At 59.7% G+C, this 17,999-nt stretch carries 18 protein-coding genes; 13 read left to right on the top strand and 5 right to left on the bottom strand.

Annotation, left to right across the window (positions count from 1 at the left end; all coding sequences use genetic code 11):
- Positions 1-6: 6 nt before the first annotated feature.
- Entirely contained in the window at positions 7-270 is a 264-nt protein-coding gene (locus CJU81_RS13495; RefSeq protein ID WP_095000540.1) for a DUF4404 family protein, read from the bottom strand.
- A gap of 298 nt (positions 271-568) precedes the next feature.
- On the opposite strand from CJU81_RS13495, the gene CJU81_RS13500 reads away from it, so the two are divergent.
- From CJU81_RS13500 to rssC, 3 genes are all read left to right on the top strand, one after another.
- Positions 569-1,258, top strand: coding sequence for an MlaA family lipoprotein (locus tag CJU81_RS13500; protein ID WP_095037037.1), 690 nt, complete (start codon positions 569-571; stop codon positions 1,256-1,258).
- Between the two features lie 342 nt (positions 1,259-1,600).
- Entirely contained in the window at positions 1,601-2,785 is a 1,185-nt protein-coding gene (gene rssB / locus CJU81_RS13505; protein WP_095037083.1) for a two-component system response regulator RssB, read from the top strand.
- Positions 2,782-3,264 (top strand): anti-sigma factor antagonist RssC, encoded by a 483-nt coding sequence (gene rssC / locus CJU81_RS13510; protein ID WP_095037038.1) that lies wholly within the window; start codon positions 2,782-2,784, stop codon positions 3,262-3,264. Before rssB ends, rssC begins: the two co-directional genes overlap by 4 nt.
- Positions 3,265-3,490: 226 nt before the next feature.
- On the opposite strand, the gene CJU81_RS13515 is transcribed toward rssC, so the two are convergent.
- Positions 3,491-4,612 (bottom strand): aryl-sulfate sulfotransferase, encoded by a 1,122-nt coding sequence (locus CJU81_RS13515; RefSeq protein WP_095037039.1) that lies wholly within the window; start codon positions 4,610-4,612, stop codon positions 3,491-3,493.
- Between the two features lie 81 nt (positions 4,613-4,693).
- Here CJU81_RS13515 and CJU81_RS13520 point away from each other — a divergent pair, with 81 nt between their 5' ends.
- Positions 4,694-5,764, top strand: a complete 1,071-nt coding sequence (locus tag CJU81_RS13520) for a GlxA family transcriptional regulator (protein WP_095037040.1) — start codon at positions 4,694-4,696, stop codon at positions 5,762-5,764.
- A gap of 8 nt (positions 5,765-5,772) precedes the next feature.
- Here the strand turns inward: CJU81_RS13520 and CJU81_RS13525 are convergent, their stop codons facing one another.
- Positions 5,773-6,696, bottom strand: coding sequence for a LysR family transcriptional regulator (locus tag CJU81_RS13525; protein ID WP_095037041.1), 924 nt, complete (start codon positions 6,694-6,696; stop codon positions 5,773-5,775).
- 125 nt (positions 6,697-6,821) lie between these two features.
- Between CJU81_RS13525 and CJU81_RS13530 the strand changes: the two genes are divergently transcribed.
- The 9 genes from CJU81_RS13530 (at position 6,822) to dctM (ending at position 15,741) form a co-directional block, all read left to right on the top strand.
- Positions 6,822-7,652 carry an FAS1-like dehydratase domain-containing protein gene (locus CJU81_RS13530; RefSeq protein WP_095037042.1) on the top strand — a complete coding sequence of 277 codons (831 nt, stop codon included), beginning with the start codon at positions 6,822-6,824 and terminating at the stop codon, positions 7,650-7,652.
- Between the two features lie 18 nt (positions 7,653-7,670).
- Positions 7,671-8,834 (top strand): acyl-CoA dehydrogenase family protein, encoded by a 1,164-nt coding sequence (locus tag CJU81_RS13535; RefSeq protein ID WP_095037043.1) that lies wholly within the window; start codon positions 7,671-7,673, stop codon positions 8,832-8,834.
- Positions 8,835-8,850: 16 nt separating this feature from the next.
- Positions 8,851-9,243, top strand: coding sequence for a VOC family protein (locus CJU81_RS13540; protein WP_095037044.1), 393 nt, complete (start codon positions 8,851-8,853; stop codon positions 9,241-9,243).
- Entirely contained in the window at positions 9,240-10,610 is a 1,371-nt protein-coding gene (locus tag CJU81_RS13545) for an MmgE/PrpD family protein (RefSeq protein WP_095037045.1), read from the top strand. The genes CJU81_RS13540 and CJU81_RS13545 overlap by 4 nt, the downstream gene beginning before the upstream one ends.
- Complete coding sequence (locus CJU81_RS13550) at positions 10,607-11,812, top strand: CaiB/BaiF CoA transferase family protein (RefSeq protein WP_095037046.1); 1,206 nt, start codon at positions 10,607-10,609, stop codon at positions 11,810-11,812. The genes CJU81_RS13545 and CJU81_RS13550 overlap by 4 nt, the downstream gene beginning before the upstream one ends.
- Positions 11,813-11,828: 16 nt before the next feature.
- Positions 11,829-12,656, top strand: coding sequence for an HpcH/HpaI aldolase/citrate lyase family protein (locus tag CJU81_RS13555; protein WP_095037047.1), 828 nt, complete (start codon positions 11,829-11,831; stop codon positions 12,654-12,656).
- Positions 12,657-12,734: 78 nt separating this feature from the next.
- Positions 12,735-13,727 carry a TRAP transporter substrate-binding protein gene (locus CJU81_RS13560; protein WP_095037048.1) on the top strand — a complete coding sequence of 331 codons (993 nt, stop codon included), beginning with the start codon at positions 12,735-12,737 and terminating at the stop codon, positions 13,725-13,727.
- Between the two features lie 98 nt (positions 13,728-13,825).
- The gene (locus tag CJU81_RS13565) at positions 13,826-14,464 is read left to right on the top strand and encodes a TRAP transporter small permease (protein ID WP_095037049.1); all 639 of its coding nucleotides are present in this window, start codon (positions 13,826-13,828) and stop codon (positions 14,462-14,464) included.
- On the top strand, positions 14,461-15,741 hold the full coding sequence (dctM, locus tag CJU81_RS13570) for a C4-dicarboxylate TRAP transporter large permease protein DctM (RefSeq protein ID WP_095037050.1): 1,281 nt from the start codon (positions 14,461-14,463) through the stop codon (positions 15,739-15,741). The genes CJU81_RS13565 and dctM overlap by 4 nt, the downstream gene beginning before the upstream one ends.
- A gap of 121 nt (positions 15,742-15,862) precedes the next feature.
- Here dctM and CJU81_RS13575 read toward each other — a convergent pair whose 3' ends face one another.
- Both CJU81_RS13575 and CJU81_RS13580 read right to left on the bottom strand, forming a co-directional pair.
- On the bottom strand, positions 15,863-16,237 hold the full coding sequence (locus CJU81_RS13575; RefSeq protein ID WP_176464844.1) for a hypothetical protein: 375 nt from the start codon (positions 16,235-16,237) through the stop codon (positions 15,863-15,865).
- A 210-nt stretch (positions 16,238-16,447) separates the two neighbouring features.
- A complete protein-coding gene (locus tag CJU81_RS13580; protein ID WP_095037052.1) occupies positions 16,448-17,962 on the bottom strand; it encodes a nucleobase:cation symporter-2 family protein in 1,515 nt (504 codons plus the stop codon).
- Positions 17,963-17,999 lie beyond the last annotated feature (37 nt).

A 17,999-nucleotide genomic window follows, 5' to 3' on the forward strand; every position in this document is an offset into this window, starting at 1 on the left:
CGGAAATCAGATGCCGATATTGCCCAAGGTTTGCACAATGCTGCGCAGGGTGACGGCGAGAGTGGGATGATCGACCTCAAAGCGCTCTACAGCGAGGTTGACGCTGTCGGCAAGGCTGGAATCGTTGGTCGCTTTTTCGATGTCGATTTGAGCCTGGATTTGTGTGGCGAGCTGGTTCAAATGTTCACGCTCTTCCTGGGTGAGCGGCGGGTTCTGTTCCAGTTGCTCGCGCAAGGTATTGAGTTGTTCTTGCAGATCGCGGGCAGGCATAGCATTCATCCTTTATTGATAGGCTCTGGTGTAGACCTTCGAAGTGAGCAAAAGATCTGTCTCTAGATTAATCCACTCGCGGGCGAAGTGCATGATCTCTATCAAAATCCCCGGTGCGTGTTTTTTGTCGTGCGGGCGGGTGGATTTAAAAGAATCGGCAGCGGTGGGAACGTCTATCTTTTATACAAGTCTGTTTAGGCGATTGCTTGGGGGCTGCCTAAAAGACATTTGCCGTTATACTGGTGTTCTGACTCAGGGCATAGCGCCCAAGTGTTGAGTAACTTCAGGGAGTTTTGCTATGCGCTGGACTGTTCGTCTCGCTCCATTGTTTGTCTGTGCCGGTGTGGCCATGATGCCTTTGGCGGCCAATGCCGCCACCGAAGATGACCCGTGGGAAGGGTTTAACCGGGTTGTGTTCAAATTCAACGACACCCTCGATACCTATGCCTTGAAACCGATAGCCCAGGGCTATCAGTTCATCACTCCGCAGTTTCTGGAGGATGGCATCCACAACATGTATCGAAACGTCGGTGACGTGCGCAACCTGGCCAACAACGTGCTGCAGGTCAAGCCACACGCTGCAGGCGTGGATACCGCCCGTTTGCTGATGAATACCATCGTCGGTGTTGGCGGCTTCTTTGATGTGGGCACCAAGATGGGCCTGCAGCGCAACGACGAAGACTTTGGCCAGACCCTTGGTTACTGGGGCCTGAGCAGCGGTCCTTACCTTGTTTTGCCGCTGCTGGGGCCAAGTACGGTGCGAGACGCCCTTGGTATCTACCCGGACTCCTACGCCGAACCCTACCGTTACATGCATGACGTCTCGGCGCGCAACACCGTTGCCGGGATGAAAATCATCGATGCGCGGGCCAATCTGCTGTCGGCTGAAAAACTGATCACCGGTGACAAGTACATTTTCATTCGCAATGCGTATCTGCAAAGCCGTGAATTCAAAGTCAAAGACGGGCAAGTTGTCGACGACTTCTGATTCGTTCGATACGCCCGGAAAAAACGGCCCCAGTGGCCGTTTTTTGCATTGTTGCAGATGAGAAACACTCCGTTTAAGAAGGGGCGCAACCTAGGTTTTAGTTGCCGTAAACGTGGTTCTTATAACCCGCGGTAATTTAACGTGACGAACACCTCAAGCCGCCATCGGCCTGAGCTTGAAACCCCCCGCGGATGGGAGTACCGTCTGCGCCTTACACGGGCACCTTTGTAGGATCGAGCAACACAGTCGATTTGAATCAGGGATGTTCACAAGCCATTTCAGTTGTTGATCCCGATGTTTGCGAGGGTCAACGACAACCTAATTCTGGCGCCGTTTGCCCACATGCAAAAAACCAGTGCCACGCTGCTGATCATTGATGACGACGAAGTAGTACGCGCAAGTCTGGCGGCCTACCTGGAAGACAGCGGCTTCAGCGTCCTTCAAGCCAGTAATGGCTTGCAAGGTCTTCAGGTGTTCGAGCAAGAGCAGCCAGATCTGATCATCTGTGACCTGCGCATGCCGCAAATGAGTGGCCTGGAGCTGATACGCCAGGTCGCCCAGCGTTCGCTGCAAACGCCGGTGATCGTGATCTCGGGTGCCGGTGTGATGAGCGATGTGGTCGAGGCCCTGCGCCTGGGCGCTGCCGATTACCTGATCAAGCCGCTTGAAGACCTTGCCGTTCTTGAGCATTCGGTTCACCGGGCGCTGGATCGTGCACGCTTGCAGCTTGAGAATCAGCGTTATCGCGACAAGCTGGAGTCTGCCAACCGCGAGCTGGAGGCCAGCCTGCATTTGCTGCAGGAAGACCAGAATGCCGGTCGGCAGGTGCAGATGAACATGCTGCCGGTCAGTCCGTGGTCGATTGACGAGTTCAAGTTTGCTCACCAGATTATTCCGTCCCTGTACCTGTCCGGCGATTTTGTCGACTATTTCCGGGTGGATGAGCGTCGGGTTGCGTTTTATCTGGCTGACGTTTCCGGACACGGCGCGTCTTCAGCGTTTGTCACCGTTCTGCTCAAGTTCATGACCACGCGCCTGCTGTTCGAGTCCAGGCGCAATGGTACCTTGCCGGAGTTCAAGCCTTCCGAAGTGCTTGGGCACATCAACCGCGGCCTGATCAACTGCAAGCTGGGCAAGCACGTAACCATGGTGGGCGGTGTGATCAATGAAGAAACTGGAGAGCTGACCTACAGCATTGGCGGGCACTTGCCACTGCCGGTGCTCTACACTCCAGACAGTGTCCGTTATCTGGAAGGGCGGGGTTTGCCCGTTGGCCTGTTCAACGAAGCGACCTATGAAGACCAGGTTTTGAAATTACCTGAAGCCTTCAGCCTTACCCTGATGTCGGACGGCATCCTGGATCTTTTGACCGAGCCGACGCTCAAAGAGAAGGAAGCTGCTTTACCGCAACTGGTTAAAGCAGCAGGCGGCAGCCTGGATGGTCTGCGCAAAGTGTTTGGATTAGCTACGCTAGGGGAGATGCCGGATGATATCGCCTTGTTGGTGTTGAGCAGGAATCTTAAATGAGTACCGGTAGAATTCAGTTCGCCGAACAGGATGGCACTTTTGTCCTGAAGTTTGTGGGTGAAGTGCGTCTGACGTTGTGTTCGGCTCTGGATGCGACGATCGAGAGGATTTTCACGGCGCTGAACTTCAACGCCATCGTGATTGACCTCACCGAAACCCGCAGCATTGACAGCACCACCTTGGGTTTGCTGGCGAAGCTGTCGATCTTGTCGCGGCAAAAAACAGGGCTGTTGCCGACCGTTGTCACCACCCACGAAGACATTACCCGGCTGCTTGAGTCGATGGGCTTCGATCAGGTATTCAACATCATCGGCAAGCCGATCCCGTGCCCGGATTGCCTGACTGACCTGCCTTCGCAGGATCAGACCGAAGAGGTGGTGCGGGTAAAAGTGCTGGAAGCGCACAAGATTCTGATGGGGCTCAACGACTCCAACCGTGAAGCTTTCCATGATCTGGTGAATGCACTCGAGCGGCACTGATTTCCAGCGGGCTTGACCCGCATGGATGTCAAAGATCAAAAGCCCCCTCACCCTGGCCCTCTCCCGGAGGGAGAGGGGACTAAAAGCAAAAGCAGATTTCACAGTACCGCACATCAAGCTCCCTCTCCCGAAAGGAGAGGGAACTGACCGCCCGCGGTTTCAAAATCCCCACCAATCAGCTCCCTCTCCCTCCGGGAGAGGGTTGGGGTGAGGGGCTTTTAGCTTTTTATCCTACAACCAACCATGGTATTTCCCGGCACTGATAACGGTGCGCGCGGAAGATCGCGTTGTTTTCACCCGGCAGATAGGCTCTGGAGGCTGCATCCGGGTACGGGGCGAAGTAGGGGTTGATATATTCCCAGACCACTTCTCCCCTCGGGGTGACTTCAAACAGACGGCCGAAATTGGCCTCGGTCACCAGGGTATTGCCGTTGTGCAGCCGTTGCGCGCCGCCCATGAACGGGGTGAAAAAGGCATAGCCCGGGGTATCGGCGTACTGCCACACGATCCGCTGGCTCAGTGGCTCTATTTCCAGGATGCGCGAGTGCGGCATGCTCGCATGCGGGCGAAAGATACCGTTGTCGAATACCAGCACGTTGCCGTTTTCCAGCTCACTCGGGCAGTGCTGTTGCGCAACCAGATCATGGCCCAGGCGCCACAGCACCTTGCTACTACTACGCGAAATGGCAATCACCGCCGAGACGCTGCGCAGGCTGAGGATTATCTTGCCGTCGCGGCCCGGCGAGACTGCGTTGGTCATGGGCCAGTGGTAGCGCTCAAACGCAGCATGCAGCGGGTAGTCTTCAGGGCTCAGGTGCTCCCAGCTGCGCCACTCCCACACCACATGGCCCTGGCGGTCAATTTCCTTGACCACATCGGCATAGATCACCCCGCCGGGTGCCTCGCTGCCTGGAATACCCCCCACCACGCGGCTGGCCAGCTGCGGGCTTAACGGTTCGACGGTGGTGTAGAGCAGATGGCCGTTGTCCAGCCATTGGGCATCGTGATGGTGCATAAGATCAGTGTGTTCCCAGACCACTTCGCCGTCAGGGGTGACCTCGCTGAAAGCACCGCCATGCCAGACCGACCAGCCAGGGAACAGGTCCTGTGAGTCGGGGTGGTTGCCGTTGTAACCCAGGTTGCCGTTGCGCAGTATCACGGCATCGCGGCCGGGGCGCTGAGGCAGCTTCCAGCGGTGGACGATTTCGCCGTCCAGGTCGATCAGCAATACATTGCCATCTGCCGTTTGCGGAGCGAACAGCGTGTAACCACCGGCGCTGCGGGAATGATCGACACCGACCAGGCCGGTCTTGTGGCGTTTCAGGGTGGTGCTGTGCAGGTTTGACATGGTCAGATTCCATCAAGGTTCCACTGGCATTGTGCGCAACAGGGGAGCATTGTCGTGCTCCCCGTATGCGTGGAATCGAGTATGTCGAGGCACACCGTGGCGCTCCATGCCAAACACCCCTCTTTTGCTGCCATGCCGGACACCCGGTTGCGCACGGTGGTGGTACTGGCATTCGATGAGCTGTTGCTGCTCAACGCGGCGGGGCCGCTGGAAGTGTTCGCCGCCATACCCCGGCTGTTGGGCGGCACGTTTACCAGCCATCCACCTTATCGGCTGCTGCTGGTATCACCGGCAGGAGGCCAGATCACGTCGGTTTCCGGGATCAGCGTCAATACACTGTCCCTTGAACAGCTCGACCGGCAGGCGCCGGTTATCGACACCCTGATAGTGGCTGGCGGGCCGGGCGTGTCAGCACTCGAAGCCAGCGCGCATGTCTGCAGCTGGTTACGCAGTCGCGCCGCGTCCATACGCAGGCTGTGCTCCATAGGTACAGGCACATTCGCCCTGGCCGCAGCCGGGCTGCTCGAGGGTCGCAAGGTGGTCACCCACTGGAAATTTGCCGAACAACTGCAAGCCCGCTACCCGGCGCTGCAGTGCCAGAGCGAAGGGCTGTACCTGCACGATGGCAATCTCTGGACCTGCGCGGGTGCCGCTGCCGGTATCGACCTGGCGCTGGGCCTGGTCGAACAGGATCTCGGCCCTCATGCCGCGCTTGAGCTGGCGCGATACTTCACCGTGTTCCTCTGGCGTTCGGCCAGGCAACCCCAGCTCAGTGCTTCGCTCAATGCCCAGTCGCGGGCCCTGCGTACTGACCCGGACGTGCGTCTGGTGCGCCTGCATGGGTGGATTGCGGCCAACCTGCAAAGCGATCTGCGTGTGGAGAAACTGGCGGAACAATTTGGCATGAGCCCGCGCCATTTTGCCCGAGCCTATGTGGCCACTACCGGCCAGACGCCTGCCCAGGCGGTAGAGCTGTTGCGCCTTGATGCCGCCTGCCAGTTGCTGAAAACCACCTGCGAGCCGATCAAACGGATTGCCGAAACCGCAGGTTTCGGTCGGGAAGAACGCATGCGGCGAGCGTTTCACAAGCAATTGGGCATCAGCCCGCACGATTACCGAAACCAGAACACAGGCGCTGTGCTGCAAGGCTGATCTGGCGGCTAAGCGGATGCTGAGTTTGACGCCTGGGCAACGCTCTTGTGATGGGCCAGCACTCTATTGATCAAGGCCCGGGTCACCTTGGGCAGTGCCTGCAGGTCTCGCACCAGAATGCTGCGTTCGCGCACCCGCCAGGGCTCGTCCAGTTCGATCACCGTCAGGCCCATGGTCTGCTGATGGCGACGGGCCGAAGACTCCGGCAGGATGGCAATGCCCACCCCGGCTTCGACCATACGGCACATGGCCTCGAAGCTGTAGACCTTGATGCGCATGTTCAAGGTCTTGCCGTGCAGGGCGACCTGTTCATGCAAAAAGCGTAGCAGGGTCGTGCCTTCGTGCAGGCCGATATGTGGATAGGCCAGGGTTTCGGCCAGTTTGATCGACGTGCAGTGGGCCAGGGGATGATCGAGGGGCGTGACCAGGACTAACTGGTCGGTACTGAAGTGGATGACTTGCAGGCTGTCGGCTTCGACCGGGCCGGCAATGATGCCCATATCCGTTGAGCCATCCATGACCCCGCGAACAATATCGCGGCTCAGGCGCTCTTGCAGGTCCACCGTTACACCGGGACGTTCGGCCAGGAAACCGGCCAGGATTCCCGGCAGAAATTCGCTCGCCGCGGTGGTGTTGGCGAAGATCCTGATATGCCCCGAAGCCTCGGTATCGTACTCGGTGAACTCGCTTTTCATATAGTCCACCTGGCGCATGATCACCCGCGCATGCTGCAAAAACAGTTCGCCGGCAGGGGTCAGTTCTACGCCGCGGCTGTCGCGGTACAACAGGCGGCTGGCGAGGTTTTCTTCCAGACTCTTGATCCGCGCACTGGCCGCTGCCGGGGAGATAAACGCCTTGCGCGCCCCCTGGGTGAGGCTGGGGGATTCGGCGATATGAATAAACAGGCGCAGGTCGACAAGATCAAAGTGCATGGCAGAGTTCCGTTGGGTCTTGGGCGTTAAGCAAAACCGAACGCCCCCTTACCGAAACGCAGATTCACAGATCGCCCGGCTTTTGGCAATCATGGCCAAAATAACAAGCCACGGGGCAATCACCGATGAGCGATAACGCACTGTCTGCCTGGATCGGTCGTACTGAAGAAATCCATGATTATCTGAGCCTGAACCTGGTAACCCGTATCGCCGCTACTTTCGGTGAGAGGGTGCCGCAGGTCGGTGAGCCGCTGCCGGCGTTGTGGCAGTGGTGTTTCTTCCAGCCTGCGGTGGAGGAGAGCGGGCTGGGCGGCGATGGTCACCCGGCCCGAGGCGGGTTTTTGCCGCCTGCCCACAACCGTAATCGCATGTGGGCGGGCGGACGTGTCGAGTTTTTCACGGCACTCAAGGTGGATGCCTGGGCAACACGGGTTTCCACCATCCTCGATGTGCGCGAAAAGCACGGCAAAACCGGCGCGCTGTTGTTTGTCACGGTCCAGCACGACTATGTACAGGACGGCCAACTGGCCATTCGTGAAGAGCAGGACATCGTCTACCGCGAACCCACCCCGCCCAAGCTGGCTGATGGCGAGCCCTTGCCTGCGGGCATCTGGCAGGAGTCGATCACGCCCAGCCCCACCTTGCTGTTTCGCTACTCGGCCGTGACCTTCAATGGTCATCGCATTCACTACGACTGGCCCTATGCGAGCGCAACCGAAGGCTACCCGGGGCTGGTGGTACACGGGCCGCTGATGGCCACCCTGAGCCTGCGCGCTTTTTGTCGCGCCAACCCTCATGCCCATGTACGCCGCTTTGCCTATCGCGGCGTGCGGCCGCTGATTGCGCCCCGGCCTTTTTTACTCCGGGGGCGGGTCGTGGCAGCGGGCAAGGCCGAGTTGTGGGTGGGCAACTCAGAGGGCATCGCCCAGCAGGGTGAAGTGAGCTTCAACGAATAACGATAACAAGGAGCTGTAATGAATCCGTATCTGAACGAAGACTACAACGCCATTCGCGAGGGTGTGCGCGCCCTGTGTGCTGAGTTTCCGGCCGAGTACTGGCGCAGAATTGACGAAGAAAAGGGCTTTCCTGAAGCCTTTGTCGCCGCCATGACCAAAGCGGGCTGGTTGTCGGCGATGATCCCGGAGCACTACGGCGGCTCGGGCCTGGGGCTGGCCGAAGCCTCGATAATTCTCGAAGAAGTGAACCATTGTGGCGGCAACTCCGGCACCGTGCATGGCCAGATGTACAACATGTTTACCTTGCTGCGCCACGGCAGCGAGGCGCAAAAAAACGACTACCTGCCCCGGCTGGCCAGCGGTGAACTGCGCTTGCAGTCGATGGCGGTGACCGAACCGAGCACGGGCACCGACACCACCAAAATCAAGACCACCGCCGTGCGCCAGGGTGACAAGTATGTGATCAATGGCCAGAAGGTGTGGATCTCCAGGGTTCAGCATTCCGATCTGATGATCCTGCTGGCCCGCACCACGCCGTTGGCCGACGTGCAGAAAAAAGCCGACGGCATGTCGATCTTCCTGGTTGATCTGCGCGAAGCCATCGGCAACGGCCTGACCGTGCAGCCGATTGCCAATATGGTCAATCACGAAACCAACGAGCTGTTTTTCGACAACCTTGAAATCCCCGTCAGCAGCCTGATTGGCGAAGAGGGCAAAGGCTTTCGCTATATCCTCGACGGGCTCAATGCCGAGCGCACGCTGATCGCCGCCGAATGCATCGGTGATGGCCGCTGGTTCAATGAAAAGTCCGCGCAGTACGCCCGTGATCGCGTTGTGTTTGATCGCCCGATCGGCCGGAATCAGGGTGTGCAGTTCCCGATTGCCGAAGCCCATATCGAGCTTGAGGCCGCCGATTTGATGCGCTGGCGTGCCTGCGAAGAATACGACAGTGGGGGCAAGGCTGGAGCAGCGGCCAATATGGCCAAGTACCTGGCGGCCAAGGCCAGTTGGGAAGCCGCCAACGCCTGCCTGCAAACCCACGGTGGTTTCGGCTTTGCCAATGAATACGATGTCGAACGCAAGTTTCGCGAGACCCGTCTGTACCAGGTAGCGCCTATTTCCACCAACCTGATCCTGTCCTATGTGGCCGAGCACCTGCTCGACTTGCCGCGTTCCTTTTAAGCAACGGAGATTGAGCATGCAGATCAGTCATCTGGACCATCTGGTTCTGACAGTGCGGGATATCCCCGCGAGCCTGGATTTTTACAGCCGGGTGTTGGGCATGCAGCCCGTGGTGTTCGGTCAGGGCCGCCATGCCCTTGGGTTCGGTCAGCAAAAGATCAACCTGCATCAGGCCGGTGCCGAATTCGAGCCCAAGGCCAACCAGCCACTGCCGGGTTCGGCAGACCTGTGTTTTATCGTCGCAACCCCGTTGGATGCGGTGATCGAGCAGTTGCATGGCCTGGGTGTTGCCATCCTCGAGGGGCCGGTCATGCGCACCGGTGCCCAGGGGGCGATTCGCTCGATTTACCTGCGCGACCCGGATCTGAACCTGATCGAGTTGTCCAATGTGCTGGAGAACGCGGCATGAGTCAGCACACACAAGCGCTTTGCGCTTTTTTGACCGACCTGGATTACCCGCAGTTGCCCGAAGCGGTTATCAGTCGCACGCAAGAGCTGTTTCTTGACTGGCTGGGCTCGGCCCTGGCCAGTCAGGGGGCGCACCCGATCCCGTTGTTCGAGCGCTACGCGGCGAAGATGGGGCCGGCCAACGGGCCTGCCGGCATTCTGGTCAATGGCCGGTCCACCTCGGCGTATTTTGCCGCGCTGGTCAATGGTGCCAGCTCCCATTTGGTGGAGCAGGACGACCTGCACAACAGCTCCGTGCTGCACCCGGCGACCGTGGTGTTTCCTGCGGTGCTGGCGGCGGCACAGGACCTGGGCAAATCGGGTCGTGAACTGATCCTCGCCGCTGTCGCCGGTTATGAAGCGGGCATTCGCATCGGTGAGTTTCTTGGCCGCTCGCATTACCGCATCTTTCACACCACGGCCACGGTCGGCACCCTGGCGGCAGCGGTGGGTGTCGGCAAGCTGATGGGGTTCAATCAGCAGCAGTTCACCCATCTGCTGGGCAGCGCCGCAACCCAGGCCGCGGGCCTGTGGGAGTTTCTGCGCGATGCTGCGGACTCCAAACAGCTGCATACCGCCAAGGCAGCGGCCGATGGTTTGCTGGCGGCTTACCTGACGGCTGAAGGGCTGAGCGGGGCAAAGAACATTCTCGAAGGCGAACAGGGCATGGCTGCCGGCATGTCCAGTGATGCCAACCCGACCTGCCTGTCTGATCGCCTGGGCAGCCGCTGGGCACTGACCGAAACTTCCTTCAAGTTTCATGCCTCATGCCGTCACACTCACCCGGCTGCAGATGCACTGCTGGGGTTGATGCAACGCGAGGGGGTGTGCGCAGAGGACATTGCCAGCGTCACCACCCGGGTCCATCAAGCCGCTATCGATGTCCTGGGACGCGTAGTGGTGCCGCAGAGTGTGCACCAGGCCAAGTTTTCCATGGGCACGGTGCTGGGCCTGATCGCCGTTTACGGCAAGGCCGGACTGCCGGAATTTCACCAGCATGCACTGACCGATCCGCGCATCAGCGCCTTTTGCGACAAGGTGCGCATGGAACTGGACGAGGAAGTCGACAGCGCCTATCCGCAACGCTGGCTGGGCCGGGTGACGGTGACCACGGTGCAGGGCAATACCTTGTACGGGAGCATCGACGAACCCAAGGGCGACCCGGGCAATACCCTCAGCCGCGCCGAACTGGAAGACAAATTTCGCCGCCTGCTGGCCTTCTCAGGGGCGCGCAGCAACGAGCAAGCAAGCGGGCTCGTGGAGCTGGTCTGGAACCTGCGCCATCTAGACGACTTGAGTGGGCTGACGCGCACCGGGAGCCCATCATGAGCGTCGCCGCACACAAACCCCGTCCACTGGACGGCATTACGGTGGTCAGTCTGGAGCACGCCATTGCCGCGCCGTTTTGCACTCGCCAACTGGCCGACCTCGGTGCCCGGGTAATCAAGATCGAGCGCCCCGGCTCCGGTGACTTTGCTCGCGACTATGACGGGCGGGTCAATGGCCTGGCTTCGCACTTTGTCTGGACTAACCGCTCCAAGGAAAGCCTGACCCTCAACGTCAAGCAGCCGCCAGCCGCGGATGTGCTCGACAAGCTGCTGGCCACGGCCGATGTGCTGGTACAGAACCTGGCGCCGGGCGCGGCAGAGCGCATGGGGCTGTCGTTTGCAACCCTGCATGAGCGTTTCCCGAGGTTGATCGTCTGCGATATTTCCGGCTACGGCGAGGGCGGGCCCTACGAGCAGAAAAAGGCGTACGACCTGCTGATTCAGAGTGAAGGCGGCTTTTTGTCCGTGACCGGCGGGCCCGGGGAAAACGACATGGCCAAGGCCGGTTGCTCGATTGCCGATATCGCTGCGGGCATGTACGCCTATACCGGTGTGCTCTCGGCCTTGCTGTTGCGGGACAAGACCGGGGAGGGCAGCCGCATTGATGTGTCGATGCTTGAAAGCCTGGTGGAGTGGATGAACTACCCGCTGTATTACGCCTACGACGGTGCTGCGCCACCACCGCGGGCGGGGGCCGCGCATGCCACCATCTACCCCTACGGGCCGTTCCCCACCGGTGACGGCGGCACGGTGATGCTTGGCCTGCAGAATGAACGCGAATGGCAGCAATTTTGCGACAGGGTGTTGCTACAGCCGGACCTGGCGAGCAACCCGAGCTTTAATGCCAATGCGCGGCGCTCGGAGAACCGCAGCGAGTTACGCGCCATCATCGTTGAAGTCTTTGCCAGCATGGGGGCCGATGAAGTGATTGCCCGGCTCGACGGGGCAGCGATTGCCAATGCCCATGTCAACGATATGGCCGGTGTGTGGGCCCATCCGCAATTGGCCGCCCGTGAACGCTGGCGCGAGGTGGACAGCCCTGCGGGCAAGTTGCCGGCGCTGCTGCCACCGGGGCGCAACGCGGCTTTCGAGCCGCGTATGGATGCGGTGCCGGGTCTGGGCCAGCACACCGACAGCCTGCTGAGTGAACTGGGTTACGCCGCAGATGAGATCCAGCATCTGCATCAACAAGGAGCGGTATAAGGCATGGAGCATCGTGATGGATAACACCAGCATTCGTTCAGCGCTGTTTGTCCCGGGCACTCGCCCCGAGCGCATACCCAAGGCGCTGCAAAGCGGCGCCGATCAGGTGATCGTCGATCTGGAAGACGCCGTGGCCGAAGACCTCAAGGCCCAGGCCCGGGCCAACCTGGATGCTTTCCTTGAGGCCAATCCCCAGGCCCGTGTCCTGGTGCGCATCAATGCGCCGCAGCATCCGCAGCAGGCAGCCGATATCGAATTGTGCCGTCGCCGGCCCGGCGTAGTGGCGGTATTGCTGCCCAAGGCCGAAAGCGCGGCACAGGTCGAACAGGCTGCGGCGTGTGGCAAGGCAGTGTGGCCGATTATTGAAAGCGCCAGGGGCTTGCTTGAGTTGCCGGCCATTGCCCGGGCTCGCGGGGTTGAGCGTCTGAGTTTCGGTGCGCTGGACCTGGGCCTGGACCTGGGCCTGACCAGCGACACGGCTGGCGCGCAGCGCATTCTCGATCAGGCCCGATACGCCATTTTGCTGCACAGCAGCCTGGCGCAACTGGCGCCGCCGCTGGACAGTGTGTTTGCCGATATCAAAAACACCGCCGGTATGACCCGCATGGCCGCCGATGCCAGAGATATGGGCTTTGGCGGACTGCTGTGCATTCACCCGAGCCAGGTGGCATTGATTCACGCCGCCTATATGCCCCGTCAGGATGAACTGGACTGGGCGCGGCGGGTTCTGGATACCGTTGCATCTGCAGGCGGGGTGTTTGTGCTCGACGGGCAGATGGTCGACGCCCCGGTGATCGGCCTTGCCCGGCGGGTATTGCACCGGGCCGGTCGGCCTTGTGCCTGAGGCCGGGCGAACGGGTTAAAAAGCACCACAGGCAACACCAGGCACTACCAAATCTATAACAACAAGAGGTATGTCCCCATGTTCAAGCACACCCTCAAGGCCTTGGCCTGCGCACTTCCATTATTCGCAGGTTTTGCGAGCGCTGCCGACCCCATCAGCATCAAGTTCGCCCACGTAGTCGCCGAGCACACGCCCAAGGGGCAGGGTGCGCTGTTGTTCAAGAAGCTGGCCGAGGAACGCCTGCCCGGGCAGGTCAAGGTCGAGGTTTATCCGAACTCCTCGCTGTTTGGCGACGGCAAGGAAATGGAAGCGCTGCTGCTGGGTGACGTGCAACTGCTGGCACCGTCGCTGGCCAAGTTCGAGCACTATTCCAAGCCGATCCAGATCTTCGACTTGCCCTTTCTGTTCACCGATATCCAGGCCCTGGACCGTTTCCAGCAAAGCCCGCAGGGCCAGGCCCTGCTCAAGTCCATGGAAGGCAAGGGCATTACCGGGCTTGGTTACTGGCATAACGGGATGAAGCAACTGTCCGCCAACAAGGCGCTGTACGAGCCCAAGGATGCCCGCGGCTTGAAATTCCGCGTACAGGCTTCCGCCGTGCTTGATGAGCAGTTCAAGGCCCTGCGCGCCGCGCCGCGCAAGATGAGCTTTGCCGAGGTGTATCAGGGCTTGCAGACCGGTGTGGTGAATGGCACCGAGAACACCTGGTCCAATTACGAAAGCCAGAACGTGTATGAGGTGCAGAAGTTCTTCACCGAGTCCAACCATGGCGCCATCGATTACATGGTGATCACCAATACCAAGTTCTGGAATGGCCTGCCTGAAGAGGTGCGCAACACCCTGGATGCGGTCATGGCCGAGGTCACCGTTGAGGTGAACAAGCAGGCCGAAGCACTTAACCAGACTTCCCGTCAGCGCATTGCCGATTCCGGCAACAGCGAAATCATCAGTCTTACCCCGCAGCAGCGCGAACTGTGGCGTGAAGCCATGCGTCCGGTATGGAAGAAGTTCGAGAGCGATATCGGCCCCGATGTCATCGCCGCCGCCGAGCAGGCCAATCAAAGCAGCTAAACGTCGCCAGTGCTGATTGCCGTGGGTGGTCCTGCAGGGATCGCCACGGCAACCTTTGCTCCGTCGTTTCTCGACCGCTCTTTCAAGGGAGACAACCCATGCACGCAGCCGTTCGTGTCTGGAATCACGCGGAAGAAATGCTGGTGGCGTTCCTGCTTGCAGGCATGACCCTGGTGACCTTCGCGTATGTGATTTTCAACAACCTCTATGGCGTTTTCTACTCCCTGGGGGATTCGCTGCCGTTCGCCAACGAGGCCATGCTCGGCATCGGTGACAGCATTCTTTACGTCGCCCAGGAGATGACCTGGAGTGTGGCCTTGACCAAGGCCATGTTCGGCTGGCTGATTTTTGTCGGTCTGGCCTGGGGCGTGCGCATTGGTGCGCATATTGGTGTCGACTTGCTGGTGCGCCAGTTCAAGCCTGCCAACCAGCGGCGGGTGGCCTTGCTGGCCGTGGCCATTTGTCTGGGTTACTGCGTGCTGATGGCGTACTCCAGCGAGCAGTGGGTGGCCACGTTGTATGCCGTTGGCACCAGTGCTGAAGACCTGGACCGCTTCGGTATCAAACAATGGCAAGTGGTGATGATAGTGCCGATCGGTTTTGCCTTGATGTTTGTGCGTTTCCTGCAGGTTTTTATCCGCATCATTCAGGGCAAGCAGCAAGGCCTGGGCTTGCACAGTGAGGTGGATGATGCCGTCAAACTGGCGGAAAACGACCAGCAGGGGACTCCAAAATGACCATTGCCTTCCTTTTTGTCGCCTTGTTCGTGCTGATGTTTGTCGGTATTCCGGTGGCGATTTCCCTGGGTTTGTCCGGGGCCATGACCATTCTGTTCTTCAGTAACGACTCGGTGCGTTCGCTGGCGATCAAGCTGTTTGAAACCAGCGAGCACTACACATTGCTGGCGATCCCGTTCTTTCTGCTATCGGGTGCATTCATGACCAGCGGCGGCGTTGCCCGGCGCCTGATCGATTTTGCCAACGCCTGCGTCGGGCATATCAAGGGTGGCCTGGCCATCGCCGCAATCCTGGCCTGCATGCTGTTTGCGGCACTCAGTGGCTCGTCGCCGGCTACGGTGGCGGCGGTGGGCTCGATCGTGATCGCCGGCATGGTGCGATCGGGCTACAAGCAGGATTTTGCCGCCGGTATTGTCTGCAACGCCGGTACCTTGGGCATCCTGATTCCGCCGTCGATCGTGATGGTGGTCTACGCCACCGCCACCGAAACCTCGGTGGGCAAGCTGTTTATGGCCGGTGTTGTGCCGGGTCTGTTGCTGGGGCTGGTATTGATGGTGACCATCTACATCCTGGCGCGGGTCAAGGACATGCCTTCGCTGCCCCGGGCCTCGTTCAGGGACATCGTCACTGCAGGGCGCCGCGCCGGTTGGGGCCTGATGTTGATCGTGATCATTCTCGGCGGTATTTATTCGGGCATGTTCACCCCCACCGAAGCGGCAGCGGTGGCGGCGGTGTATGCCGCGTTTGTGGCGATCTTTATCTACAAGGACATGACCGTCCGTGAATGCCCGAAGGTGATTGTCGAGGCGGGCAAACTGAGTGTGGTGCTGATGTTTATCATTGCCAATGCCATGCTCTTTGCCCATGTGCTGACCACCGAGCAGATCCCGCAGTCGATTACCGCCTGGGTGGTGGAGCAGGGTTTTACCCCGATTGAGTTTCTGTTGGTGGTCAATATTGTGTTGCTGGTAGCCGGGACTTTTATGGAGCCTTCGGCAATCATCCTGATTCTGGCGCCGATCCTGTTTCCGATTGCTATGCAACTGGGCATTGACCCGATCCACCTGGGCATAATCATGGTGGTGAATATGGAGATCGGCCTGATCACGCCACCCACCGGGCTTAACCTGTTTGTCACCTCGGCGGTCACGGGCATGCCGCTGACCCGCGTGGTGCGTGCGGTATCGCCGTGGCTGCTGGTGATGCTGGCGTTCCTGGTGCTGGTGACATACGTGCCGTTTGTGTCGCTGGCATTGCCGAACTGGTTGGGGATGTAGTGGGTATACGCAGAACCGTAACGAAGTCGGCCGAGGTGGCCGACCTCTGTGGGAGCGAGCCCGCTCGCGAATGCATCACGCGATAGATGGGAGCGAGCTCGCTCACACAGAGGCTTGGCTGTCAGCGACGATAGTCGCGGTGATGGTTGTCGTAGCGCTGGTGCATGGCCCTGTCATGGCGGCGGCGCTCAGCTTCGCGGCGGGCTTGCTCGCGGCGCCATTGATCGCGACGCCAGTTTTCTCTGTGTCGATCGTCTTTGCGGGCATGCCAGCGGTTGTCATAGCGGTTGTGATCGTCACGGGCAAGCAGGGCCGCTGGTTGTTGGCCGGCCAACGTTGGCCAGGGGTTGGCTGCCATGGGCGCCGTTGCCTCAACGGTTGCAGGTTGAGTGGCAAAAACCGCGGGCGAGGTCTTTATCGGTGTGGCAGATGCCGAGCCCATTGCCGCAAACGCGAACAGGCTCAAAAGCACCATCCGTGGGGCGTGGAATTTCATGAGCGAAGATAACCTCTGAATATCATTCGAATGTGTGGCTAGCTGCTGCGCAAGCCTTGAGGCTCACGCTTGACGGGCAGATATGCGTATTCACATAGACAGATAATCAGGGAAAAGTTCGATGGCCCTGTGGTTTGTATACAACCCGCAGCCGATTAGAGCAGTACGAAAAACGGCGCCTGAGCGCCGTTTTGCGGAGTTTATGCCGGGCTAGTGTTCTTGCTCGAAGCTCTTTTTACGCAAGGCCGGAGCCTGTTCAGGGTACTCGTCAGACTCCACTACCGGCACTTCCTTGCCATTGCAGTCGAACAGCTTGCCGTCGCGAAACACATCGCCATCGTTGAGGCAGCTGATATCCCGCGAGCGCAGGATACGGTCGCTGGCGGCGACGAATACCGACTGCTGGTCCGAGTTGCCGGCCCGCAGATGGTTGAACAGCAGGTTAAGCAGGATGGCCATGATTGCGGCCGAGCTGATGCCGGAGTGGAAGATGGTCTCGAACCAGGTCGGGAAGTGCTGGTAGAAGTTGGGCGCTGCAATGGGGATCATGCCGAAACCGATCGATGTGGCGACGATGATCAGGTTCATGTTGTTGCGATAGTCCACCTGGGCCAGGGTACGGATGCCGCTGGCTGCGACGGTGCCAAACAGCACCAGGCCAGCCCCGCCGAGCACGGCAGTGGGCACGGCGGCGACCAGGCGTCCCATCACCGGCAGCAGCCCCAGAGTCACCAGGATCAGGCCGCCGGTGGCTACCACGTAGCGGCTCTTGATACCGGTTACGGCGACCAGGCCGACGTTCTGTGCAAAGGCACTCTGGGTGAAGGAGCCAAACAGCGGCGCCAGGGCACTGGAAATCATGTCGGCGCGCAGGCCGTTGCCAAGGCGTTTGGCGTCGACCTTGGTTTCGATGATCTCGCCCACTGCAATGATATCGGCGGAGGTCTCGACCATGGTCACGATAATCACGATCAGCATCGACAGAATGGCCGCGAGGCGGAACTCGGGCATGCCGAAGTGCAGCACTTCGGGCAGTGCGACCAGCGGGCCTTCAAGCACACGGGAGAAGTCGGTCATGCCGACGGCGGTTGCCACCAGTGTGCCGAAAACGATTGCCAGCAGAATCGACAGGCGCGAGATACTGGCGCTGCCCAGTTTGCTGAGCAGCAACACCAGCACCAGGGTGACTGCCGCCAGGCCAATGTTGGCCATGCTGCCGAAGTCCGGTGACTGACTGTTGCCGCCCATGGCCCAGCGTGCCGTGACCGGCATCAGGGTCAGGCCGATGGTGGTAATGACGATACCCGTCACCAGTGGCGGAAAGTACTTGGTGATGCTGGAAAACAGCGGCGTAATCAACAGACCGATTACCGAAGCCACGATCACCGCCCCGAACACCACCGGCAGGCCGCCACTGCCGTCACCGCCAATGATCGCGACCATGGTGGAGACACCGGCGAAGGACACCCCCTGTACCAGCGGCAGGCGACAGCCGAAAAACGGAATGCCCAGTGTTTGCAGCAGGGTGGCCAGGCCACCGGCGAACAGTGAAGCGGCGATCAACAGGCCAACGTCGGCAGAGGAAAGACCGGCCGCCTGACCGATGATCAGGGGCACCGCAATGATGCCCCCGTACATCGTCAGCACATGCTGCAGGCCGTAAGCCAGGTTGGCGCCAATACCGAGGTTTTCGTCTTCTGGACGAGGGGAAGCGGAAGAAGTCATGATGAGTCGCTCGCTTTTGTTATTTTAGATGCGTCTA

The organism is Pseudomonas fragi (assembly GCF_002269505.1).
Classification (GTDB): Bacteria; Pseudomonadota; Gammaproteobacteria; order Pseudomonadales; family Pseudomonadaceae; genus Aquipseudomonas; species Aquipseudomonas fragi_D.